A 23543-nucleotide genomic window follows, 5' to 3' on the forward strand; every position below is an offset into this window, starting at 1 on the left:
ATGTAGCCCACGCCCCGCACTGTCTGGATCAGTTTTGTCCCGTAATCGTTGTCTATTTTAGCGCGGAGTCGCTTTACTGCGACATCAATCGCGTTAGTGTCGCTGTCAAAATTCATGTCCCAGACCTGAGAGGCAATCAGGGAGCGGGGAAGAACTTCTCCCTGATGGCGAATGAAGAATTCCAGCAAGCTGAACTCTTTACTGGTGAGCACAATGCGGTTCCCGGCGCGGCTGACTTTTCTGGATACGAGATCAACCGAGAGGTCAGCCACTTTAAGCTGGCTTTCCGTGATCATCGTGTTTCCCCGCCTGAGGAGGGTTCTTACCCGGGCGAGCAGTTCAGCAAACGCAAAGGGCTTCACCAGATAATCGTCCGCACCCAGCTCAAGTCCTTTGACCCTGTGTTCAATCGTGCCAAGGGCCGTCAGCAGTAATACCGGCATCCCCTTTCCGGCACTGCGCAGCATACGGATGATATCCCAGCCGTTTACATCAGGCAGCATGATATCCAGGATGGCTAAATCATACTCGGCTGTCATGGCAAGATGATATCCGGTCAGACCATTATCAGCGTGATCCACGACGAACCCCGCCTCTGTCAGCCCCTTGCTGAGATATTCACCTGTTTTAATTTCGTCTTCAACGATTAATATTTTCATCATGCTCCCCGGCTGGCTGCTAATGTCATTTTATTGCGCCCACGATCGTTATCAACGGATTACAGCAAAAATGACAACATTGTCATTATCCTGTCACCCGGCAAACAGAGAGCGTTCGGTAAAGTATCCCTATCAATACTCTGGACTTCGTTTGAACCATTTACCAGGTCTGCCTGTACGAGAAGCGTTATGTTCAAATTAAAATTACTCAGCATCAGTACCATATTCATCCTGGCTGGTTGTGTTTCTCTGGCACCTGAATATCAGCGTCCGCCAGCTCCGGTTCCCCAGCAGTTTTCATTGTCTAAAAACAGTCTGACGCCTGCGGTAAACAGCTATCAGGATACGGGCTGGCGAAACTTTTTTGTCGATCCCCAGGTCAGCAGGCTGATCGGTGAAGCCCTGAATAATAACCGTGATTTGAGAATGGCTGCCCTGAAGGTTGAAGAGGCCCGGGCCCAGTTCAACGTCACGGATGCAGATCGTTATCCCCAACTGAATGCCTCATCCGGGATCACATACAACGGTGGTCTGAAAGGTGACAAGCCGACCACACAGGAGTACGACGCGGGTCTGGAGCTCAGCTATGAGCTCGATTTTTTTGGCAAACTTAAGAACATGAGTGAGGCTGATCGCCAGAACTACTTTGCCAGCGAAGAAGCCCGTCGTGCCGTACACATCCTGCTGGTCTCCAACGTTTCACAGAGCTATTTCAGCCAGCAACTGGCGTACGAACAACTCCGTATTGCGCGGGAAACGCTGAAAAATTATGAACAGTCTTATGCATTCGTTGAGCAACAACTGGTGACCGGGAGTACGAACGTTCTGGCGCTTGAACAAGCCAGGGGGCAAATCGAAAGTACCCGCGCCGAAATAGCCAAACGAGAAGGCGATCTGGCTCAGGCAAACAATGCCCTGCAACTGGTGCTGGGAACGTACCGCGCAGTTCCGTCAGAAAAAGGGATTAAAGGTGGGGAGATCGCACCAGTAAAATTGCCACCAAATCTGTCGTCACAAATATTGCTGCAGCGTCCGGATATTATGGAAGCGGAATACCAGTTGAAAGCGGCTGATGCCAATATTGGCGCAGCGCGAGCGGCTTTTTTCCCGTCCATTACCCTGACCAGTGGTCTCTCCTCTAGGGAAGGTGCGAACAAGTCCCTGATATGAGATCATGTTTGTCATCTGGAGCCATGGAACAGGGTTCATCATGAGTCATCAACTTACCTTCGCCGACAGTGAATTCAGCAGTAAGCGCCGTCAGACCAGAAAAGAGATTTTCTTGTCCCGCATGGAGCAGATTCTGCCATGGCAAAACATGGTGGAAGTCATCGAGCCGTTTTACCCCAAGGCTGGTAATGGCCGGCGACCTTATCCGCTGGAAACCATGCTACGCATTCACTGCATGCAGCATTGGTACAACCTGAGCGATGGCGCGATGGAAGATGCTCTGTACGAAATCGCCTCCATGCGTCTGTTTGCCCGGTTATCCCTGGATAGCGCCTTGCCGGACCGCACCACCATCATGAATTTCCGCCACCTGCTGGAGCAGCATCAACTGGCCCGCCAATTGTTCAAGACCATCAATCGCTGGCTGGCCGAAGCAGGCGTCATGATGACTCAAGGCACCTTGGTCGATGCCACCATCATTGAGGCACCCAGCTCGACCAAGAACAAAGAGCAGCAACGCGATCCGGAGATGCATCAGACCAAGAAAGGCAATCAGTGGCACTTTGGCATGAAGGCCCACATTGGTGTCGATGCCAAGAGTGGCCTGACCCACAGCCTAGTCACCACCGCGGCCAACGAGCATGACCTCAATCAGCTGGGTAATCTGCTGCATGGAGAGGAGCAATTTGTCTCAGCCGATGCCGGCTACCAAGGGGCGCCACAGCGCGAGGAGCTGGCCGAGGTGGATGTGGACTGGCTGATCGCCGAGCGCCCCGGCAAGGTAAGAACCTTGAAACAGCATCCACGCAAGAACAAAACGGCCATCAACATCGAATACATGAAAGCCAGCATCCGGGCCAAGGTGGAGCACCCATTTCGCATCATCAAGCGACAGTTCGGCTTCGTGAAAGCCAGATACAAGGGGTTGCTGAAAAACGATAACCAACTGGCGATGTTATTCACGCTGGCCAACCTGTTTCGGGCGGACCAAATGATACGTCAGTGGGAGAGATCTCACTAAAAACTGGGGATAACGCCTTAAATGGCGAAGAAACGGTCTAAATAGGCTGATTCAAGGCATTTACGGGAGAAAAAATCGGCTCAAACATGAAGAAATGAAATGACTGAGTCAGCCGAGAAGAATTTCCCCACTTATTCGCACCTTCCCTCAGACAATCCCGGCTAATGTCAGTTACAACGAATATCAGTTTGTCATTGTGCAGGCGCGTTCTGACGGTTTCGTCGAAAAAGTGTATCCCCTGACGATTGGCGATCATGTGAAGAAAGGCACTCCGCTTATCGATATCACCATTCCTGAATGGGTTGAGGCACAAAGTGAGTTTCTGCTGTTATCCGGTACAGGCGGTACGCCAACCCAGATAAAAGGGGTTCTGGAGCGACTTCGTCTGGCTGGTATGCCGGAAGAGGATATTCAAAGGCTGCGTTCAACCCGCACAATCCAGACCCGTTTTACCATTAAAGCACCTATTGATGGTGTCATTACTGCATTTGACCTGCGCACCGGCATGAATATTTCCAAAGATAAGGTGGTGGCTCAGATTCAGGGGATGGACCCGGTCTGGATCAGCGCTGCAGTGCCAGAATCTATCGCCTATCTGCTGAAAGATACGTCGCAGTTTGAAATTTCGGTACCGGCTTATCCGGATAAAACATTCCATGTCGAAAAATGGAACATTCTTCCCAGCGTGGATCAGACAACCCGCACGCTTCAGGTCCGCCTCCAGGTTACTAACAAGGATGAGTTTCTCAAGCCGGGCATGAATGCCTATCTCAAACTGAATACCCAAAGTCAGGAGATGCTGCTGATACCAAGCCAGGCCGTTATCGATACCGGCAAAGAACAGCGCGTGATTACTGTTGATGATGAAGGCAAGTTTGTGCCGAAACAGATCCACGTTCTGCATGAATCACAGCAACAGTCCGGCATTGGCTCCGGTCTTAATGAAGGCGATACCGTGGTGGTCAGTGGCCTGTTCCTCATTGACTCCGAAGCCAATATTACGGGCGCGCTGGAACGTATGCGCCACCCTGAAAAAACAGAAAACAGTATGCCAGCAATGTCTGAGCAGCCTGTAAATATGCATTCAGGGCACTGAGGAGACGACGATGATTGAATGGATTATCCGGCGCTCTGTCGCCAACCGTTTCCTGGTCATGATGGGCGCACTGTTTCTCAGCATCTGGGGCACATGGACGATAATTAACACGCCGGTCGATGCGCTGCCTGACCTGTCAGATGTGCAGGTCATTATTAAAACCAGCTATCCCGGACAGGCTCCGCAGATTGTAGAAAACCAGGTCACCTATCCGCTTACCACCACCATGCTGTCCGTACCTGGCGCAAAAACCGTGCGTGGCTTTTCACAGTTCGGTGATTCGTATGTGTATGTCATTTTTGAAGACGGGACCGATCTGTACTGGGCCCGTTCGCGCGTGCTGGAATACCTGAATCAGGTTCAGGGCAAACTGCCTGCGGGTGTGAGCTCTGAAATCGGTCCGGACGCCACGGGAGTGGGCTGGATATTTGAATATGCCCTGGTCGATCGCAGCGGAAAACACGACCTTTCAGAACTGCGTTCTTTGCAGGACTGGTTTCTGAAATTTGAACTGAAGACCATCCCGAACGTGGCTGAGGTAGCCTCGGTTGGTGGCGTGGTGAAGCAGTACCAGATTCAGGTCAATCCGGTAAAACTGTCCCAGTATGGGATCAGCCTGCCCGAAGTGAAACAGGCTCTTGAATCGTCTAACCAGGAGGCCGGTGGTTCATCCGTTGAAATGGCCGAAGCGGAGTATATGGTCCGTGCCAGCGGTTATCTTCAGAGCATTGATGATTTTAATAACATCGTCCTGAAAACAGGTGAGAACGGCGTGCCGGTTTATCTGCGGGATGTTGCCCGCGTGCAGACCGGGCCCGAAATGAGGCGTGGTATTGCCGAGCTGAACGGCCAGGGAGAAGTCGCTGGCGGCGTGGTGATCCTGCGGTCGGGTAAAAATGCGCGCGACGTTATCACGGCAGTGAGGGATAAACTGGAGACGCTGAAGGCCAGCCTGCCGGAAGGCGTTGAAATCGTGACCACCTACGATCGCAGCCAGTTGATCGACCGGGCGATTGATAACCTCAGTTCCAAACTTCTGGAAGAGTTTTTCGTGGTGGCCATCGTCTGTGCCCTGTTCCTGTGGCACGTACGTTCTGCCCTGGTGGCGATTATCTCTCTGCCGCTTGGCCTGTGTATCGCCTTTATCGTCATGCACTTCCAGGGACTAAACGCCAATATCATGTCGCTGGGAGGGATAGCTATTGCCGTCGGTGCGATGGTGGATGCCGCCATTGTGATGATTGAGAATGCGCATAAACGGCTTGAGGAGTGGGATCATCAGCATCCGGGTGAGCAGATTGACAACGCCACCCGCTGGAAGGTGATTACCGACGCCTCCGTGGAAGTGGGACCCGCACTGTTTATCAGCCTGCTGATCATCACCCTGTCCTTTATTCCTATCTTTACCCTGGAAGGTCAGGAAGGACGTCTGTTTGGCCCGCTGGCATTCACGAAAACGTACTCCATGGCGGGAGCGGCCGCGCTGGCCATCATTGTCATTCCGATCTTGATGGGATTCTGGATCCGGGGAAAAATTCCTGCCGAGACCAGTAACCCCCTGAACCGGGTGCTGATCAAAGCGTATCATCCATTGCTGCTGCGGGTCCTCCATTGGCCAAAAACAACCCTGCTGGTTGCGGCCTTGTCCATTTTCACCGTTATATGGCCATTGAGTCAGGTGGGGGGGGAGTTTCTGCCGAAGATCAATGAGGGCGACCTGCTGTATATGCCATCAACATTGCCTGGCGTCTCTCCGGCAGAAGCTGCAGCACTCCTGCAGACGACGGACAAGTTAATCAAAAGCGTTCCTGAAGTGGCCTCTGTATTTGGCAAGACCGGTAAAGCAGAGACCGCAACGGATTCCGCACCGCTTGAAATGGTGGAAACCACGATCCAGCTCAAACCTGAGGATCAGTGGCGTCCGGGTATGACGATTGACAAGATTATTGAAGAACTCGACAAGACCGTCCGTTTACCGGGTCTGGCAAACCTCTGGGTTCCGCCTATCCGTAACCGTATTGATATGCTCTCAACCGGGATCAAAAGCCCGATAGGTATCAAGGTCTCAGGGACTGTCCTGGCCGATATTGATGCGACTGCGCAGAGTATCGAGGCGGTAGCCAAAACCGTGCCGGGCGTGGTGTCTGCCCTGGCTGAGCGACTTGAAGGCGGGCGTTACATCGATATCGATATCAACCGGGAAAAAGCGTCCCGTTACGGTATGACTGTTGGTGATGTACAGCTGTTTGTCTCATCAGCCATCGGCGGCGCAACGGTAGGGGAAACGGTTGAAGGCGTGGCCCGCTACCCGATTAATATTCGCTATCCACAGGATTATCGGAACAGTCCAAATGCATTGAAACAGATGCCGATCCTGACCCCGATGAAGCAGCAGATCACGCTGGGCGATGTCGCGGATATTAAGGTCGTTTCAGGGCCGACTATGCTGAAAACGGAAAATGCCCGTCCAGCCAGCTGGATTTACATTGACGCGCGCGGCAGGGATATGGTGTCGGTGGTTAATGATATTAAAACGGCTATCAGTCAGAAAGTGAAACTTAGACCGGGTACCAGCGTGTCATTCTCCGGACAATTTGAACTGCTTGAGCACGCCAACAAGAAACTTAAATTGATGGTGCCGATGACGGTGATGATCATTTTCATCCTGTTGTATCTGGCGTTCCGCCGGGTTGATGAAGCGTTGTTGATCCTGATGAGTCTGCCGTTCGCCCTGGTTGGCGGGATATGGTTCCTGTACTGGCAGGGCTTCCATATGTCAGTCGCAACCGGAACCGGGTTTATCGCCCTGGCCGGTGTGGCAGCAGAGTTTGGCGTGGTCATGCTGATGTATCTGCGTCATGCCATTGAAGCGCATCCGGAACTGTCAAACAAAGAAACGTTCACACCGGAAGGTCTTGATGAAGCCCTTTATCATGGTGCCGTGCTGCGTGTCCGGCCGAAAGCCATGACCGTGGCGGTGATCATCGCGGGTCTGCTGCCGATACTCTGGGGTACCGGCGCAGGTTCAGAAGTCATGAGCCGTATCGCGGCCCCCATGATTGGCGGGATGATCACAGCTCCGCTGCTGTCCCTGTTCATTATTCCTGCCGCCTATAAACTCATCTGGCTGCGCAGACATAAAAAGAGCGTGTCATAACCCTGAAAGGGCACCCCTGCGGGTGTCCTTTTGCATAAATTCACCCTGACGTCAGGGTTTATATCGATAACATACAGAGGTGAGTATGAAAAAAATAATTTTAATGACCCTGGCTTTTGGCCTTTCACTTCCTGCAATGGCAGGTGAAAAAGTAATAGACATGTACAAGTCTGAAAACTGTGGTTGCTGTTCCCTGTGGGGCAAGGCGATGGAAAAGGACGGGTTTGAGGTGCGGACCCACGTCATGAATGATCAGGCCCTGTCAGCCCTGAAAGAAAAATATGCTGTTCCTGCTGAGCTGAGAAGCTGTCATACCGCAGTTACTGGTAATTTGATCATTGAAGGCCATGTGCCTGCAGCCACGATACATAAGGCAATGCTGTCTGGTTCAGGGATTTATGGTCTTGCCACCCCGGGCATGCCTGCGGGGAGCCCGGGAATGGAGATGGGGGCCCGTAAAGAGGCTTACGATGTTATTTCATTCTCTCCGGAGGGCAGTAAAAAAGTCTTCCAGCGAATCGAATAGTCAGCGGAACGGCTGATAACGGGACGCCGGCAGCAGGCACTCCTGTGCCGGCGACATTCGTGGTAATCGCATCCATGACATACCCTGAAGACAGAAAATGCTTCAGGCATGCATAAGGAGAGTTACTGTGAAAAATGACAATGTAGTGCAACACAACAACCAGACTGCTTCTGAACAGACATTATCCCCGGACGAGAGCCACGTATTGCATAAGGTGAGAGATCCCGTGTGCGGGATGGCATTCCTGCCCGACAAGGCGCACAGCAGCATTCGATACCAGGACCATCAGCTTTATTTCTGCTCTGCCAGCTGTGAGAGTAAATTTACAGCCCATCCCGACCGTTATCTTACCGAAGATGCCAGTGAACATTCCCACCACCACCACGATCACCACGAAGTCAGCCCAGACCAGATAAAACAGCCTCACCATCAGGCGGAGAAAGATATTTCTGAAGGTGTGTGGACATGTCCGATGCACCCGGAGATACGCCGCAGTGGTCCCGGAAGCTGTCCTGTCTGTGGAATGGCACTGGAACCGCTCGTAGCCACGGCATCGACGGGGCCGAGTGATGAACTTCGCGACATGACAAGACGCTTCTGGCTGGGGTTGTTGCTGGCGTTTCCGGTTCTGATACTCGAAATGGGATCTCATCTGTTTCCCGCCTTGAGGAATACAGTACCGCCACAATACAACACATGGCTGCAGCTGCTTCTGGCCTCTCCAGTCGTGTTGTACTGTGGCTGGCCATTCTTCGCCCGGGCCGGAATGTCGTTGCGTAACCGCTCCCTGAATATGTTTACCCTTGTTGCAATGGGGACCGGCGCAGCCTGGGTTTACAGCGTCATTGCAACCGTCTTCCCTTCCTGGTTTCCTGCATCGTTCAGAAACATGGATGGCCTGGTGGCCGTTTATTTTGAAGCCGCAGCAGTAATTACGGTGCTTGTTCTGCTGGGACAGGTTCTTGAACTGCGGGCACGGGAACAAACCTCAGGTGCCATTACTGCGCTTCTGAACCTTGCCCCCAAAACAGCCAGGCGGCTGGATCATGACGGTCATGAAACGGATATTAATGCAGAAGATGTCCTGCCTGGCGATAAGCTCCGCATCAGACCTGGAGAGAGTATTCCGGTCGACGGTATCGTGGTCGAAGGCAAAACAACTGTTGATGAATCGATGGTGACCGGGGAGTCTATGCCGGTTACCAAAAAAGAGGGTGAACCTGTCATTGGGGGGACGATTAATCAGACAGGTAGTCTTATCATCCGAGCAGAGAAAGTCGGTGATGAAACGATGCTCTCACGAATTGTTCAGATGGTCGCTGATGCACAGCGTTCGCGTGCCCCCATCCAGAGAATGGCAGACAGCGTTTCAGGCTGGTTTGTTCCTCTGGTGATACTTATCGCGGTTGTTGCTTTCGTGATCTGGTCTGTCTGGGGGCCCGAGCCCAGGATGGCGCACGGTCTGATTGCGGCTGTGTCGGTCCTGATTATTGCCTGCCCCTGCGCACTGGGGCTGGCCACACCGATGTCGATAATGGTGGGGGTAGGCAAAGGAGCCCAGGCCGGGGTGTTAATCAGGAATGCCGAAGCCCTTGAACGTCTTGAAAAAGTGGACACGCTGGTTGTCGACAAAACAGGCACGCTCACGGAAGGTTCGCCTACGGTGACAGGGATTATCAGTCTCAATCCGGGTGGGGAAGCATCTCTTTTACGTGTAGCGGCCGCAGTGGAAAAAGGCTCGCAGCATCCGCTGGGTATGGCTGTAGTCCGGGCAGCCCAGCACAGGGGGATCATGATACCCGCAGTCAGTGATTTCAATGCTCCGTCGGGGAAAGGTGTTTCAGGCGATGTTGAAGGTCAACGGGTTGTTATTGGTAATGAACTGGCTATGCAGGAAAACAGTATCGTTATTGATAATCAAAAGGCCGTTGCGGATACGTTGCGGATGGAAGGCGCTACCGTTATCTATGTGGCCACAGATGGGTACCTTGCAGGCCTGATAGCTATCTCGGATCCCGTGAAAGCAACCACGCCGGATGCGCTTAAAGCTTTGCGTCAGGCGGGGATCCGCATTGTTATGCTCACCGGGGATAACCAGCTTACTGCTGAAGCAGTCGCACGGAAACTGGGAATAGATGAGGTTGAAGCCGGGGTTCTGCCTGACGGCAAAAAAGCAGTGATAACCCGACTGAAAGCGTCTGGTCATGTGGTTGCGATGGCGGGGGACGGTGTAAATGATGCCCCGGCGCTGGCAGCGGCTGACGTGGGCATAGCTATGGGAACGGGTACAGATGTGGCAATTGAAAGTGCCGGAGTCACCCTTCTCAAAGGCGACTTGATGATACTGAACAGGGCCCGTCATCTGTCAGAGATCACCATGAAAAATATCCGACAGAATCTGTTTTTTGCATTTATCTACAACGCACTTGGCGTGCCTGTGGCTGCAGGTCTGCTTTATCCTGTGTATGGAATACTGCTGTCGCCAGTTATTGCGGCGGCGGCCATGGCTCTTTCCTCCGTCAGCGTCATTGTGAATGCGTTGCGTCTGAAAAGTGTCAGGCTCGGGAAATAACACTGAGTGAAGGGTCAGTTACGAACAGAAGGAGTCCAGTATGAAAAGTACCACCTATGCGCTTATTGCTGTCGCCGCGATCGCGGCATTTGCCCTCCTGCGCGAACACTGGTCACATGTGGCAGGTTACTGGCCATATCTGTTATTGCTGGTCTGCCCGCTAATGCATCTTTTCCACGGCCACGGAGGGCATGGAGATCATCAACATCACGGAAGTGAAAACGATAAAAAAAATTAATCCGGCAGACGGGGCCGCGTCGCGGTCCCGTTATCAGTCCAGGTATCGTTCGTAGTCTCTGACATGCGCAAAGGCATGCTGTTCGAGTTTGTTATCAGCGGGTGCCGCTGCCCGGAACGCCAGAGAGTTAACAGGGTTGTTATTGATGACCAGCTCGTAATGCAGATGAGGACCGGATGAACGTCCGCTGTTACCGGATAACGCAATAGCACCTCCCCGTGTAACCCTGGCCCCTTTAGTAACGAGTATTTTATTGAGGTGGAGATAGCGAGTTTTAACACCGGCTTTTCCCGTTACTTCAACAAAATATCCCATGGTACTGTTGTATTCGGCCCGGGTGATTTTTCCGTCGATGACGCTGACTATTTTCGTGTTCATGGGCATGGAATAATCAATGCCATTATGGGGACTCACTTTTCCCGATACCGGGTTAAGTCTTGCAGGATTGAAAGGCGAACTGAGTCTTGCTGTGGCCGGTAACGGATAATCGAGACTGCCTTTCCCGGAAGTATCGGAAAGGTTATAGAACTTTTTATCTGATATACGATACGCCGTGTAATTAAATGAACCGGACGTAAATTTATAGGCCACGACACGTGATTTTCCCGCTTTCTTTTGCAGTACGAGTTTTAATGATTCATTTTTTTTCAAATGCCGCAGATTAAACCGGGAAGGCAAGGAGCGCTGAAGAGTAGCGATCTCGTTCGATTCCAGCCCCGAGCGGGTGGCTGAAAGGTAGGCATTTTCTTTTACGACATCGGTAGAATACATTTACTGGAATTCGCCGTTAGCATGAACACTGCGGCGTATGCTAGGGGTTTTCAGGAGGCGTGTCATCTGTCAGTTAATCGGGAGCACCGTTGATGGTCGTCATTTTTGTAACATATCTTGTTTCCCGTTTGCTCCTGAAGCTCTGGGAACTGTATGACCAGCCCGACGGTGATGATTAACGGGACTGAAACAGGTTACGGCAGAGCAATATGGGGCTCATGTCCTGCTACGTAACCCGTCAGTAAAGCCCTGCTGCGCACCTGACGCTAAGCACTAACCCGCCTGCAGTTACCTGGAGGAATACAGGCCGCGAAGCTTTCTTGCCTGTGTCTGATGAGCTTCCGCACCGGCATTATTGACCTGCTCATGCACGAGGGCGGCTTTCTCTCCGGCATTCAGTTCGTTAAAAGAAGAAGAGGAGGTCTTTGAATTTGCACCACTGTCGGACAGCATTTTTTTATGTTCCTCAATCATTTTCTGATGTGCATAGGACGCGCTGTTGTTCATAAATGAATGAGCAACAATGGCCCTTTCATGTTCATTCATTTCAGAGAATGAGGGCGTGTTGTTTTTATTAACCCTGTCCGGTAAGTTTTCATGCGTCGAGGAATTCACATGACTGACGGCTGAGGCATTATTAACAAATCGATGTGCTTCATGGGCAATATCACTGGACTGAGCAAAAGCTGCCCCACAAAATAAAGCTGTAAACGCAGTGGCCGTGATTAATATATTCATGTGTAATTACCTTCTGAGGTACATAAAAGATGTCCTTATGATCATATATAAAAATAATCAACCTGTGGGGAAGATGACGTAAATGTAATACAGCTATGTACATTACACGATTGTAATGAATTTGTTTCTTAAGGTGTGCTAGATTCATTTCATTGTAAGTGGATGAACCAGTAATTTAATTTAAATCGGTTCTCGAATTCTGTCAGTAACCATACTTTAAATAAGGGAATGCGCATGCTGTTGAAAACGTCTCGACGAACTTTCCTGAAGGGGTTAACCCTCTCTGGCGTAGCCGGAAGTCTTGGCGTATGGAGTTTCAATGCGCGTTCCAGTCTGAGCCTGCCAGTTGCCGCATCCCTGCAGGGTACTCAGTTTGACCTGACCATTGGTGAAACGGCCGTCAATATCACGGGCAGTGAGCGTCAGGCCAAAACAATCAATGGAGGCCTGCCGGGGCCCGTTCTTCGCTGGAAAGAAGGTGACACCATTACCCTGAAGGTCAAAAACCGTCTTAATGAACAGACGTCCATTCACTGGCACGGCATTATTCTTCCGGCCAATATGGATGGTGTTCCGGGGCTGAGTTTTATGGGCATAGAGCCTGATGATACCTACGTTTACACCTTTAAGGTTAAGCAGAACGGGACTTACTGGTACCACAGCCATTCCGGTCTGCAGGAACAGGAGGGGGTATACGGTGCCATTATCATCGATGCCAGGGAGCCAGAACCGTTTGCTTACGATCGTGAGCATGTGGTCATGTTGTCTGACTGGACCGATGAAAATCCTCACAGCCTGCTGAAAAAATTAAAAAAACAGTCGGATTACTACAATTTCAATAAACCAACCGTTGGCTCTTTTTTCCGCGACGTGAATACCAGGGGGCTGTCAGCCACCATTGCCGATCGGAAAATGTGGGCTGAAATGAAAATGAATCCGACTGACCTCGCGGATGTCAGTGGCTACACCTACACCTATCTCATGAACGGGCAGGCCCCGCTGAAAAACTGGACCGGACTGTTCCGTCCCGGTGAAAAGATACGCTTACGGTTTATCAACGGCTCGGCAATGACCTATTTCGATATCCGTATCCCCGGGCTGAAAATGACGGTCGTGGCTGCAGATGGCCAGTATGTAAACCCGGTTACCGTTGACGAATTCAGGATTGCCGTTGCCGAAACCTATGATGTCATTGTGGAGCCTCAGGGTGAGGCCTATACCATCTTCGCACAATCCATGGACAGGACCGGTTACGCTCGAGGGACACTGGCCACGAGAGAGGGGTTAAGTGCTGCCGTTCCCCCCCTCGATCCCCGTCCTCTGTTGACCATGGAAGATATGGGTATGGGGGGAATGGGACATGATATGGCAAGAATGGACCACAGCCAGATGGGAGGCATGGATAACAGCGGAGAGATGATGTCTATGGACGGTGCTGACCTTCCGGATAGCGGGACATCCTCCGCGCCCATGGATCACAGCAGCATGGCCGGTATGGATCATTCCCGGATGGCCGGAATGCCGGGTATGCAAAGTCATCCTGCGTCAGAAACGGATAACCCACTGGTTGATATGCAGGCGATGAGCGTCTCTCCGAAATTAAATGATCCGGGTATTGGTCTTCGAAATAACGGAAGAAAGGTTCTCACGTACGCGGATTTGAAAAGCCGCTTTGAGGATCCTGACGGACGTGAACCTGGCCGTACCATAGAACTGCATTTAACCGGCCACATGGAAAAGTTTGCCTGGTCATTTAACGGAATCAAGTTTTCAGATGCCGCACCGGTGCTGCTGAAATACGGTGAGCGGCTCAGGATCACGCTGATCAACGATACCATGATGACTCACCCCATTCACCTGCATGGTATGTGGAGCGATCTGGAAGATGAAAACGGTAATTTCATGGTTCGTAAACACACAATAGATGTTCCCCCTGGTACAAAACGCAGTTACAGAGTGACAGCAGATGCGCTTGGCCGCTGGGCGTATCACTGCCATTTGCTCTATCACATGGAAATGGGAATGTTTCGTGAAGTCCGGGTGGAGGAATGATGCGAATGAAGAGAAATTTGAAGGCCATACCTGTTCTGGTCGCCGGTTTGTTTACCTCACAGCTTTCTATTGCGGCGGGCTCCGTCTCTGCAGATCCCCACGCCGGGCACGACATGTCTGCCATGCAGATGCCAGCAGATGAGAATTTCACTGAGATGACGTCAATGGAGCCCATTGTAACTGAGAGCAGAACGCCAATTCCGCCTGTTACCGATGCCGACCGGAAGGCTGCATTCGGCAATTTACAGGGGCATGCGATTCACGACAGTGCGATTAATTATCTGGTTCTGCTGGATCAACTGGAATGGCAACGGTCGGATAACACCAACAATTTCAGCTGGAGTGTTAACAGCTGGATTGGAGGCGACACAGATCGGATTTGGCTAAAGAGTGAAGGTGAACGAAGCAATGGGGAAACGGAGGCGGCTGAAGCGCAGTTACTCTGGGGACATGCGGTTGGCCCATGGTGGGATTTGGTTGCGGGTGTCAGGCAGGATTTCAGACCTGCTTCTGCCCGGACCTGGGCTGCTGTCGGTTTTCAGGGGCTGGCACTCTATAATTTTGAGTCTGAAATTACGGGTTTTGTCAGTAATGGCGGAAAAGCAGCCCTTCGTCTGGGAGGAGAATACGACGTTTTACTGACTAACCGGCTCATACTCCAGCCATCCTATGAGGTGAATTTCTACAGTCAGGATGATGAATCGCGGGGTCGCGGCAGGGGACTGACTGACACAGAGCTGGGGCTCCGGCTGCGCTATGAAATACGCCGTGAGTTTGCACCCTATATAGGCGTTTCCTGGAATCAACTTTACGGGAAAACATCCGATATGGCGAAAAGAGAAGGTGAGAAAGACCATCAGGTAGTATTCCTGGCGGGAGCCAGAATCTGGTTTTAACGCACTGATATAAAACACTCAACTAAACAGGTAAATAAAATGTCGATTTTAAATAAAGCCATTCTTACAGGTGGCCTCGTTATGGGCGTTGCTTTCTCTGCTATGGCCCATCCGGAATTAAAAAGCTCTGTGCCACAGGCTGATTCAGCCGTAGCGGCCCCGGAAAAGATTCAGCTTAATTTCTCGGAAAATCTGACCGTGAAATTCTCAGGTGCAAAATTAACGATGACGGGTATGAAAGGCATGTCATCACATTCTCCGATGCCGGTCGCGGCAAAAGTGGCGCCAGGCGCTGACCCTAAATCGATGGTCATTATTCCGCGAGAGCCTTTACCCGCTGGCACTTATCGTGTTGACTGGCGCGCGGTTTCTTCAGATACGCACCCTATTACCGGTAATTACACCTTTACAGTGAAGTAATATTATGAACGACCTGATTATGATTGTTATTCGTTTTCTTCTTTATCTGGATTTGATGGTAATATTTGGATTGCCATTTTTTCAGATATATGGAATAAGCGGTGTCAGACATGAAACCTATAACCTGACTAATTTCAGGTCGTTTATAACCTTTGCTGTTGTTACAGGCATCATTCTTACTGGCATTAATATGCTCCTGGTATCTAATGCCATGAGTGGAGTAACTGACCTCAGAGAATTATCCATCCATGTTATCGAGATGGTGATAGAAGAAACTGATGTGGGTATTAGCTGGATTGTCAGGCTCTGTGCCCTGTTTACCACACTCGGTGCTTTGTTCCTTTACACTAATAAGAGAGTATTGTCCTGCCTGCTGATGACGATGAGTGGGGGCGTGGCGCTGGCTACACTTGCCTGGGGAGGACACGCCGTTATGCATGACGGTCTGCATTACTATCTCCATTTACTGAGCGATCTGACCCATCTCGGCGCTGCAGGTGCCTGGACAGGTGCTCTGGTTGCATTTGCTATCCTGCTGATGCGCAGAAACGAGCATAATGCACAGAGCGTCATTGTGATATCTGACTCCCTGGCAAAATTTGCCACGGCAGGAACGGTGATTGTTGTAGCCCTGATCCTGAGTGCGCTGGTCAACTATCTGTATATTGCTGAGGGTAACTTAACTCCCTTATTCAACAGTTCCTGGGGGAGGATATTGCTTGCCAAGACGGCTCTGTTTGTTCTGATGCTTCTTCTGGCTGCAGCAAACCGGTTTCACCTGGGTCCCCGGCTTGAAGTTATGGTCAGGGAAGGGAATTATGATCGCAGCGTTGCCCTGATGCGAAACAGCATCCTGACAGAATTCGTTGTTGCGATTATCATTCTGGGCGCCGTAGCGTGGCTCGGAATGCTTGCTCCGTCTCAGGTCAGCTAGGGGACAGCCAAAGCTCATGCGTGAGATTTTTACTTTCATATCAGCGAGTTGACCATGCAGCGTATTTTAATCGTTGAAGACGAACAAAAAACAGGTCGTTACCTGCAGCAGGGACTGGTTGAGGAAGGCTATCAGGCCGATCTCTTTAATAATGGCCGCGATGGTCTCGGGGCCGCGTCGAAGGGACAGTATGATTTGATAATACTGGACGTGATGCTGCCTTTCCTCGACGGGTGGCAAATCATCAGCGCACTGAGGGAGTCCGGGCACGAAGAACCGGTCCTGTTTTTAACCGCAAAGGACAACGTGCGGGACAAAGTGAAAGGACTGGAGCTTGGCGCAGATGACTACCTGATTAAGCCCTTTGATTTTACGGAGCTGGTTGCACGTGTAAGAACCCTACTGCGCCGGGCACGCTCGCAGGCCGCAACAGTCTGCACCATCGCCGATATGACCGTTGATATGGTGCGCCGGACCGTGATCCGTTCGGGGAAGAAGATCCATCTCACCGGTAAAGAATACGTTCTGCTTGAGTTGCTGCTGCAACGCACCGGAGAAGTGTTACCCAGGAGTCTTATCTCGTCCCTGGTCTGGAACATGAATTTTGACAGTGATACGAATGTGATTGATGTCGCCGTGAGACGTCTGAGAAGTAAAATTGATGATGACTTTGAGCCAAAACTGATCCATACCGTTCGCGGTGCCGGATATGTCCTGGAGATCAGAGAAGAGTGAGGTTCAAAATTTCCCTGACCACACGCCTGAGCCTGATTTTTTCTGCGGTGATGCTTACGGTATGGTGGTTATCAAGTTTTATCCTGATTAGCACCCTTAATGGCTATTTCGATAATCAGGACCGCGATTTTCTGACAGGTAAACTTCAGCTCACCGAAGAGTTTCTTAAAACAGAGACGTTCAGGAACAAAACGGATATTAAGTCATTATCAGAAAAAATAAACGATGCGATGGTGGGGCACAATGGCTTATTCATTTCTATAAAAAACATGGAAAATGAAAAAATTGTTGAACTCTATGCCAAAAATTCTGTTGTTCCAGCGGTCCTGCTTAATAAGTCGGGTGATATTCTCGACTATATGATCCAGACGGAAGAAAATAACACCGTGTACCGCAGTATCTCGCGGCGGGTTGCCGTGACGCCGGAACAGGGTAAAAGCAAACATGTCATCATTACGGTTGCCACGGATACTGGGTATCACACCCTGTTTATGGACAAACTCAGTACCTGGCTGTTCTGGTTCAATATCGGTCTGGTCTTTATTTCTGTTTTTCTGGGCTGGCTGACCACACGTATTGGTCTGAAACCGCTACGGGAAATGACCAGTCTGGCTTCCTCCATGACCGTACACAGCCTGGATCAGCGTCTAAATCCCGATCTGGCTCCGCCGGAAATCTCTGAGACCATGCAGGAGTTCAATAATATGTTTGATCGCCTGGAGGGGGCATTCCGGAAACTGTCAGATTTCTCGTCTGACATCGCGCATGAGCTGCGCACACCAGTCAGTAATCTGATGATGCAGACGCAGTTTGCACTGGCTAAGGAAAGGGATGTTTCGCATTACCGCGAAATTTTATTCGCTAACCTGGAAGAACTGAAAAGGTTGTCACGAATGACCAGTGACATGCTTTTTCTGGCACGTTCAGAGCATGGTCTGCTGCGGCTGGATAAACATGATGTGGATCTGGCAGCCGAACTGAATGAATTACGTGAGTTGTTCGAGCCCCTGGCAGACGAAACAGGAAAGACAATCACGGTTGAAGGAGAGGGCGTTGTTGCCGGAGACAGCGATATGCTCCGACGTGCTTTCAGTAACCTGCTTTCCAATGCAATCAAGTATTCTCCCGATAACACCTGTACAGCGATACACCTTGAGCGTGACAGTGACTGTGTGAACGTGATGATTACGAATACGATGTCCGGCCAGGTTCCCGCTAATCTGGAACGTTTGTTTGACCGGTTCTATCGCGCAGACTCATCAAGGTTCTACAACACGGAAGGCGCGGGGCTGGGATTATCAATTACAAGGTCGATCATTCATGCTCACGGCGGCGAGCTGTCAGCAGAACAGCAGGGGCGTGAAATTGTGTTCAAAGTGCGCCTGTTAATGGATTAATCCCGTTGTTCAGGAGAAACCTGGAAGGTGACAAAATTGTCATCATTCAGTCACGCGATAAACAGAGGCGGTTTTTTATAATTATTCATAAATCAGGAGCAGCGTGATAACACAATCACCTGGTTCCTGGAGTGATGATTAACCCGCCCTGAGATCAACTGCTTTCTCTGTTATAAGCCATTGATTGTTTGGGTATGTAAACACCGGAGACCCAACCATGAAAAAGATTCTCGTATCATTTGTTGCCATTATGGCTGCCGCTTCATCTGCCATGGCTGCAGAGACAATGAACATGCATGACCAGGTAAATAATGCACAGGCACCTGCCCACCAGATGCAGTTGATTAGACGTGAGATAAATATAGGGGGTACCGTAAGATAAATGGGACTTTATGGTACGTGATGGGAAGAGACAAACAAAAGGTTATGTAATTCATTTACAGTATATGAAAATTAAGGGGGACGATGCCCCCCACTCATTCAGTAACCAAACAACGCCCATTTTAGTAGTGCATCTGCATCATTCTTCAAACTTCCAAGGTCTTTTCCTGGTGAAATTGTTGCCGCTACACCAAGCGCATTAAGTCGAAGCTGTGCCTGATGGAATCGACTCTCTTGCTGTAGGCCCAGAATTTCATTTTTATTCGCGACAGCATAACGCTGAATGGCTGACTTCGATACGCTGTAACCTTTATCGGCTAACCAGAGCGAGAGCCATTCATAACCGGTGAAGTTTGTGCGCGATAATTCGCTATGAAGCTCGGCACGAACATCCTCTGGCAGTTTATCAATATTGCTTGGTCTGGCCATCTGTCCTCCTATAAATAGCTTAGCTATTTTCCACCTTCTCTGAATCAGAGTCACCATCAAACAGTTTGCCCTGCATCCGATCCAATTCTTCTTTTCTGACCCGCTTCACCACGCTGTAAACCCACTGTAGTGAAACACCGAATTTGCGGGCCAGTTCGTGATGGTTGCGTCCGTCAAACTCCAGGAAGATTTCCCGGTCGCGCTGACTGACCTTCCAGACCATGCCCATCGGAAAATAGACGTTTTGCCCACCCCAGACCTGCATCATGCGGTTCGCGACGGCCTGACCAATCTGGTCGGCAACTGCGGGTTCGATATCAATAATCTCGCGGACGGTCTCAGAGGTATGCTGTGCCAGTTCTACCAACAGTTCCGGCCCTTTACTACGAAACTGATTCAGGTCGCTCATTGCTTCACTCCCGCAGCTCTGCGCTGCCACTTCTTCAGTTTCTCAATCACGCTACTTGCCTGCTCATTGCTGAGCCAGCGTAACGCGCTGATGCCTGTTTCCCGTTTAACCCACAGCGCCAGCGCCTGCTCTGAACTGTCTCGGACGATGCCTGCGGCAGCCATTTCAAGCCATAGCGCACGGATTTTCTTTGACTGCGGATGACTATCCAGCGGTAAGCCGGACTTGGCTTTCCCGGCAGGCTTAATGCGAAAGCCTTTATTTTTCATGGATTCCAGCACGCGGTTTAGCTGTGGGGTATCCATCCCTTTGGTTGAGGCTTTGCCGGTCAGCCCCTGTAGCATCTGGCGGTAGGTATCCTCATCCATCTGGAGGTCGCTGCGGGCAATATGGATGAGTTGAATAAGACGCTGTTTAGTCATCATCGCCGCTCCTTCTACCTGCGCCACCGATATAATCGACATATAAAGGAAGCGCTACAGGCCAGCACAGGAACATAACGGCCCAACTGATCCAATGACTGGCTCCGGTGTAACGTGAATAAAACCCAGAGCGCCGGTGCAATTCAGCAGTACACCAGCCCACAAAACCATACCAGAACAGGGCACAAACAATAGTTTCAGCGATCATAATGAATCCCGCCCCAGTTGATATGAATATTACGGGCCGTAATAATCGGGTTGTTATTCCACCATGCACCTGACATGTAATTTTTAACTTGCTCGCGTCCTGCAATAACACCAATTTGAATCCCAGGCCTTACGTTCTTAAAAAAGGCGCGAGCAAAAAGATATTTAGCAGTAGTACGGCATGGTTTTGATGCTTTCTTCTTGCGTAAGAACTTCATCATTTAGCCCCCAGCTTCCACTGTTCCTGTTCGTTCACTGGCTGGTGACGAAGCATTGCAGCACGACAGTTGTTCCAGCCGTTTACATAGTCATAGGTGTTATCGTGGTCTGGCATAATCTCTTCCGGCACTGGTGGCTGTGCAGCCCTGAATTTCTCAACAATGCGCGATAGTGAGTTGTAATTGATAAATGGAACTTCCTGATGGCCCTTGTAAATATTACCATTCCAGGCGTGCTGGTTGCCGCCAGTAACCTCTGCTACTGCTGCGTTGAGCGCATCGAATGAAACAGGTTCAGACGTACCTGATTTGCGGTGATCTAACAACTCAGCCAGTGCTACAACGCAGTCATGAAATATTGGGTCTATCTTTTGACCGCTGATATAGCTGTTTAATACGGCATCATGATCGGCCCAGCGCTTCAGGCTTTGATAGATAAAGAGCAGACGTTCTTCAGTTAGCTTATTATTCTGTGGCATAAGTCACCCCCAGACGTTTGGCGAGGCGTTCCAGCTTTTGCTGCTTATGATAGTCAATCATCAGGCCCATCCCGTTGAGGCGGAACTGTTCAATCATGATTTCAACGTCGGCCAGTTCGCCAGCCAGGTCAACTTCACTGCCCAGCCCATTCATGTTGCGGGCGGCAGCAGCGGCCAGTTCGGCGGCTTCTTCCATCAACTTCAGCGCCTGTGCTTCAGGGCCGAAGGTTTTCAGGGCCAGGCTATAAATAGTGGAGCGGTTATATAATTTCATGCCTTTCATTTTTTCGCCTCGCAGGGGATGAACTCCATGGCAGGGACTTCCACGTAGTAATGCTGGCTGCAGTGAGGGCATACCAGCGTGACGAGAACCGCAGGGACACGGTATTTACCGGAGGTAATGACGCTGGCCTCGCTGAACTTCATGGTGGTAATACCTTTCTGGCAGTTGGTACATTTGATGGACATGTTTAATTCCTTAAAGCTGTTTTCGGCGTGCAGAAACCCACGACGCTGACGCCGAAATAAAAAGAAATTGAATTAAAATTAAATGGCAGCGATATCTAACGGGATATTAATTAGCTTCCCGTGTTTGTCTTTCTCCCGGAAATTAATATAGGTTTTGGACATGGCTACCTGCAGTGATTCCGATATCGCCTCCATCGCCCGGTTCCAGCGTTCGTCCTGAATTTTGACCCGGCGCAGGGAAAGAATACGCCCGGTATTAAGCTGGCCCTCTTTGTCAACCTGGAAGGCGTCACCAATGATGGCCCGCAGGTTGGCGTTCGCGCCTTCAGACCACTCGGTAACGCACTCGTCAATCAGGTCTTTGGCGATCTGCAGCTCAGGCCCGAAAGTCAGGGTTTCCTGCACACGGATAGTGATTTGTTCACTGCCGTCAAAGCTGCTGAATGTTACGTTACCCTTAACCCCGCCACGTGTTCTGCCGTACTTCTCGGCCACGAGGTCAAGCCAGGCATAGCACTCATCAAAAGCACGCTGCTTGAAGTCGCTGAGGTCAGCACTTTTGACCTTAGCTGCCGCGACCTGCTCTTTGACAAAGGAATCCATCGCCAGATCGTAATCGGACACCTGCGCAACCGGCACCAGACGGCCTTTGCGGTCTTTCATATATTCGTCTTTGTTTATTTCGCTCATTTTTGTTCACCTTGTGGTTAATGTAATGATTCTGACCAGGTAATCCGGCAGCCATGCAACTCAAAGACGCCCTGACGAAAGCGGCCTGAACCGTCATGGCCAACATGGATATAACTTGCTTTCCCTTGTGCAAGCAGGCGGGCACAGTGACCGTTTCTGGCGATGCGGATGACCGGCTTGCTGCCTACAATCATGACGCTCTGAACGGTGCTGTTCATGGCGTTCAGCGCGGCAATGGCAGACTGCAAATGGTGCAACTGCTGGTTGATATCGGTAATACATTTCATTGTTAAACCCCTTTGACGACGTCGGCGTTAACCTGTGGAACCCCGATTTCAGCAGCCAGATTCATGGCGGCTATCACCAGGTTACTGACGGCCAGCGGATACAGCAGGCTGACCATGCTTTTACGGTTGCGGCCCAGATTGCTCAGGCGGGCACGAATGGCGTCCACCGCGCTGGCGTCCATAACATCGGCCAGCTGCTTACCGGCGCGTTGCAGCTTGAACGCCAGAAACTCTTCGAGGCTGTTGTCCAGTGGCAACAGTTCAACCACCTCGCAGCGCTGTACGACTTCACGTACCTCCATGTTGCGTTCAGAAAGTTTGTCTGCCAGCTCCGGCTGGCCAATCAGCACGATGGACAGCAACCGTTTAAACCCGGACTCCAGCTCAAAGAAACGTTTGAGATGCTTTAAAGTTGGGATCGGTAGGCTGTGGGCTTCCTCAATCACCAGAACGTGGCTGAAACCCGCTGAGCAGCTGTCTTTCAGTACGCGGTGCAACTGACGAAAGCGGGCGTCCTGACTGCGTTTGATATTCTCCAGCGGCGCGATGGTGCTGACGATGGCCTCGGCGATAGCTGCCGCCTTCAGGGTCTTCCCTTTCACGTCGTTGTCTTCCATGGCGATGATGTAGGGTTCAATGACCACCACTGGCGCATTCTCACGGTTGATGCGTTCAATCAGGTCGCGGCGTAGCGTGGATTTACCCGCGCCGGACTCACCGATAACCGCCATAAAGCCACCGTGGCGGGCGGTCTGGTAAAGCGCTTCACGCACATAGCGGATATCGGGCGTGGTGAACACATCCTCTGCGCCCTGCATGGCATCATCGGCAAACGGGTCACGGAATAGGCCAAACGCTTTTTTAGTTGCTGGAAATAACACCTGCTTTTTGAGTAACATGTTCTCTTCCTCACTGAGGTTGGTTTTATCGGTAGTACCCGCTGTACGGGGCGTGGCTGCGCCCTGTGCAGCATCAAAACTCTTCGCTGTATCAATCCCCTTACTTTCCAGATACAACGCCAGACGCTGGCGTACCTCTTCGGGGCTGGTGCGGGGCCACTCGTTATGGTTCACAATCTGGGCCAGCGTGGCCTCGGAAACGGCGACGGCTCTTGCCACCACCGCCTGCGGGATGCGGGCCTCTTTCAGTTGTTGCTTCAGTACCAGCATGC

Annotated in this window: 25 protein-coding genes and 3 pseudogenes; 14 read left to right on the forward strand and 14 right to left on the reverse strand. The window is 51.0% G+C overall.

Going from position 1 to position 23543, the window contains the following annotated elements:
• The coding region (gene silR / locus HV157_RS00005; protein ID WP_182269181.1) for a copper/silver response regulator transcription factor SilR at positions 1 to 659 on the reverse strand (659 nt) is incomplete at its 3' end.
• Between the two features lie 189 nt (positions 660 to 848).
• Between silR and silC the strand changes: the two are divergent.
• The 7 genes and pseudogenes from silC to HV157_RS00040 form a co-directional block, all read left to right on the forward strand.
• Positions 849 to 1799 (forward strand): annotated as a pseudogene (gene silC / locus HV157_RS00010) (Cu(+)/Ag(+) efflux RND transporter outer membrane channel SilC); the annotation flags it as partial.
• A gap of 70 nt (positions 1800 to 1869) precedes the next feature.
• Positions 1870 to 2850 carry an IS5-like element IS5 family transposase gene (locus HV157_RS00015; RefSeq protein WP_000019402.1) on the forward strand — a complete coding sequence of 327 codons (981 nt, stop codon included), beginning with the start codon at positions 1870 to 1872 and terminating at the stop codon, positions 2848 to 2850.
• 148 nt (positions 2851 to 2998) lie between these two features.
• A pseudogene (gene silB / locus HV157_RS00020) lies at positions 2999 to 3946 on the forward strand (Cu(+)/Ag(+) efflux RND transporter periplasmic adaptor subunit SilB); the annotation flags it as partial.
• A gap of 10 nt (positions 3947 to 3956) precedes the next feature.
• Positions 3957 to 7103 carry a Cu(+)/Ag(+) efflux RND transporter permease subunit SilA gene (gene silA / locus HV157_RS00025; RefSeq protein ID WP_032231520.1) on the forward strand — a complete coding sequence of 1049 codons (3147 nt, stop codon included), beginning with the start codon at positions 3957 to 3959 and terminating at the stop codon, positions 7101 to 7103.
• Between the two features lie 85 nt (positions 7104 to 7188).
• Positions 7189 to 7629: a DUF411 domain-containing protein gene (locus HV157_RS00030; protein ID WP_001549797.1), complete on the forward strand. Its 441-nt coding sequence runs from the start codon at positions 7189 to 7191 to the stop codon at positions 7627 to 7629.
• Positions 7630 to 7726: 97 nt separating this feature from the next.
• Complete coding sequence (silP, locus tag HV157_RS00035) at positions 7727 to 10201, forward strand: Ag(+)-translocating P-type ATPase SilP (protein ID WP_182268701.1); 2475 nt, start codon at positions 7727 to 7729, stop codon at positions 10199 to 10201.
• 40 nt (positions 10202 to 10241) lie between these two features.
• Positions 10242 to 10439, forward strand: a complete 198-nt coding sequence (locus HV157_RS00040) for a DUF2933 domain-containing protein (protein ID WP_000843494.1) — start codon at positions 10242 to 10244, stop codon at positions 10437 to 10439.
• Between the two features lie 33 nt (positions 10440 to 10472).
• Here the strand turns inward: HV157_RS00040 and HV157_RS00045 are convergent, their stop codons facing one another.
• Both HV157_RS00045 and HV157_RS00050 read right to left on the reverse strand, forming a co-directional pair.
• Complete coding sequence (locus tag HV157_RS00045; protein ID WP_000287502.1) at positions 10473 to 11210, reverse strand: peptidoglycan DD-metalloendopeptidase family protein; 738 nt, start codon at positions 11208 to 11210, stop codon at positions 10473 to 10475.
• Between the two features lie 288 nt (positions 11211 to 11498).
• A complete protein-coding gene (locus tag HV157_RS00050) occupies positions 11499 to 11948 on the reverse strand; it encodes a hypothetical protein (RefSeq protein WP_001023231.1) in 450 nt (149 codons plus the stop codon).
• 234 nt (positions 11949 to 12182) lie between these two features.
• On the opposite strand from HV157_RS00050, the gene pcoA reads away from it, so the two are divergent.
• The 7 genes and pseudogenes from pcoA to pcoE form a co-directional block, all read left to right on the forward strand.
• The gene (gene pcoA, locus HV157_RS00055) at positions 12183 to 14000 is read left to right on the forward strand and encodes a multicopper oxidase PcoA (protein WP_000925243.1); all 1818 of its coding nucleotides are present in this window, start codon (positions 12183 to 12185) and stop codon (positions 13998 to 14000) included.
• 5 nt (positions 14001 to 14005) lie between these two features.
• Positions 14006 to 14896 carry a copper resistance outer membrane transporter PcoB gene (gene pcoB / locus HV157_RS00060; RefSeq protein WP_001378118.1) on the forward strand — a complete coding sequence of 297 codons (891 nt, stop codon included), beginning with the start codon at positions 14006 to 14008 and terminating at the stop codon, positions 14894 to 14896.
• 39 nt (positions 14897 to 14935) lie between these two features.
• Complete coding sequence (gene pcoC / locus HV157_RS00065) at positions 14936 to 15316, forward strand: copper resistance system metallochaperone PcoC (protein ID WP_000025662.1); 381 nt, start codon at positions 14936 to 14938, stop codon at positions 15314 to 15316.
• Positions 15317 to 15371: 55 nt separating this feature from the next.
• On the forward strand, positions 15372 to 16250 hold the full coding sequence (gene pcoD / locus HV157_RS00070; RefSeq protein WP_229692861.1) for a copper resistance inner membrane protein PcoD: 879 nt from the start codon (positions 15372 to 15374) through the stop codon (positions 16248 to 16250).
• Between the two features lie 54 nt (positions 16251 to 16304).
• The gene (gene pcoR, locus HV157_RS00075) at positions 16305 to 16985 is read left to right on the forward strand and encodes a copper response regulator transcription factor PcoR (protein ID WP_001188930.1); all 681 of its coding nucleotides are present in this window, start codon (positions 16305 to 16307) and stop codon (positions 16983 to 16985) included.
• Entirely contained in the window at positions 16982 to 18382 is a 1401-nt protein-coding gene (gene pcoS / locus HV157_RS00080; RefSeq protein ID WP_001211180.1) for a copper resistance membrane spanning protein PcoS, read from the forward strand. Before pcoR ends, pcoS begins: the two co-directional genes overlap by 4 nt.
• 217 nt (positions 18383 to 18599) lie before the next feature.
• Positions 18600 to 18722, forward strand: a pseudogene (gene pcoE, locus HV157_RS00085) (copper resistance system metallochaperone PcoE); the annotation flags it as partial.
• A 140-nt stretch (positions 18723 to 18862) separates the two neighbouring features.
• On the opposite strand, the gene HV157_RS00090 reads toward pcoE, so the two are convergent.
• The 11 genes from HV157_RS00090 to HV157_RS00140 all read right to left on the reverse strand — a co-directional run bounded on the left by HV157_RS00090 (position 18863) and on the right by HV157_RS00140 (position 23541).
• Complete coding sequence (locus HV157_RS00090; protein WP_023304082.1) at positions 18863 to 19192, reverse strand: phage protein Gp27 family protein; 330 nt, start codon at positions 19190 to 19192, stop codon at positions 18863 to 18865.
• A gap of 19 nt (positions 19193 to 19211) precedes the next feature.
• The gene (locus HV157_RS00095; protein ID WP_020803523.1) at positions 19212 to 19601 is read right to left on the reverse strand and encodes a Mor transcription activator family protein; all 390 of its coding nucleotides are present in this window, start codon (positions 19599 to 19601) and stop codon (positions 19212 to 19214) included.
• Positions 19598 to 20026 carry a regulatory protein GemA gene (locus HV157_RS00100; protein WP_249421980.1) on the reverse strand — a complete coding sequence of 143 codons (429 nt, stop codon included), beginning with the start codon at positions 20024 to 20026 and terminating at the stop codon, positions 19598 to 19600. The genes HV157_RS00095 and HV157_RS00100 overlap by 4 nt, the downstream gene beginning before the upstream one ends.
• Positions 20016 to 20231, reverse strand: coding sequence for a hypothetical protein (locus HV157_RS00105; protein WP_072001271.1), 216 nt, complete (start codon positions 20229 to 20231; stop codon positions 20016 to 20018). The genes HV157_RS00100 and HV157_RS00105 overlap by 11 nt, the downstream gene beginning before the upstream one ends.
• Positions 20221 to 20451 (reverse strand): hypothetical protein, encoded by a 231-nt coding sequence (locus HV157_RS00110; RefSeq protein WP_032636365.1) that lies wholly within the window; start codon positions 20449 to 20451, stop codon positions 20221 to 20223. Before HV157_RS00110 ends, HV157_RS00105 begins: the two co-directional genes overlap by 11 nt.
• Positions 20448 to 20927: a hypothetical protein gene (locus HV157_RS00115; RefSeq protein WP_032636366.1), complete on the reverse strand. Its 480-nt coding sequence runs from the start codon at positions 20925 to 20927 to the stop codon at positions 20448 to 20450. Before HV157_RS00115 ends, HV157_RS00110 begins: the two co-directional genes overlap by 4 nt.
• A complete protein-coding gene (locus HV157_RS00120) occupies positions 20914 to 21210 on the reverse strand; it encodes a hypothetical protein (protein WP_182378373.1) in 297 nt (98 codons plus the stop codon). Before HV157_RS00120 ends, HV157_RS00115 begins: the two co-directional genes overlap by 14 nt.
• Complete coding sequence (locus tag HV157_RS00125; protein WP_032636369.1) at positions 21207 to 21395, reverse strand: hypothetical protein; 189 nt, start codon at positions 21393 to 21395, stop codon at positions 21207 to 21209. Before HV157_RS00125 ends, HV157_RS00120 begins: the two co-directional genes overlap by 4 nt.
• Positions 21396 to 21473: 78 nt before the next feature.
• Positions 21474 to 22085, reverse strand: a complete 612-nt coding sequence (locus tag HV157_RS00130) for a DUF3164 family protein (protein ID WP_032636370.1) — start codon at positions 22083 to 22085, stop codon at positions 21474 to 21476.
• Positions 22086 to 22102: 17 nt separating this feature from the next.
• On the reverse strand, positions 22103 to 22372 hold the full coding sequence (locus tag HV157_RS00135) for a hypothetical protein (protein ID WP_032636371.1): 270 nt from the start codon (positions 22370 to 22372) through the stop codon (positions 22103 to 22105).
• A gap of 2 nt (positions 22373 to 22374) precedes the next feature.
• Complete coding sequence (locus HV157_RS00140; protein WP_182378376.1) at positions 22375 to 23541, reverse strand: AAA family ATPase; 1167 nt, start codon at positions 23539 to 23541, stop codon at positions 22375 to 22377.
• Positions 23542 to 23543: the final 2 nt, after the last annotated feature.

Source organism: Enterobacter sp. RHBSTW-00318, assembly GCF_014101375.1.
Lineage (GTDB): Bacteria > Pseudomonadota > Gammaproteobacteria > Enterobacterales > Enterobacteriaceae > Enterobacter > Enterobacter ludwigii.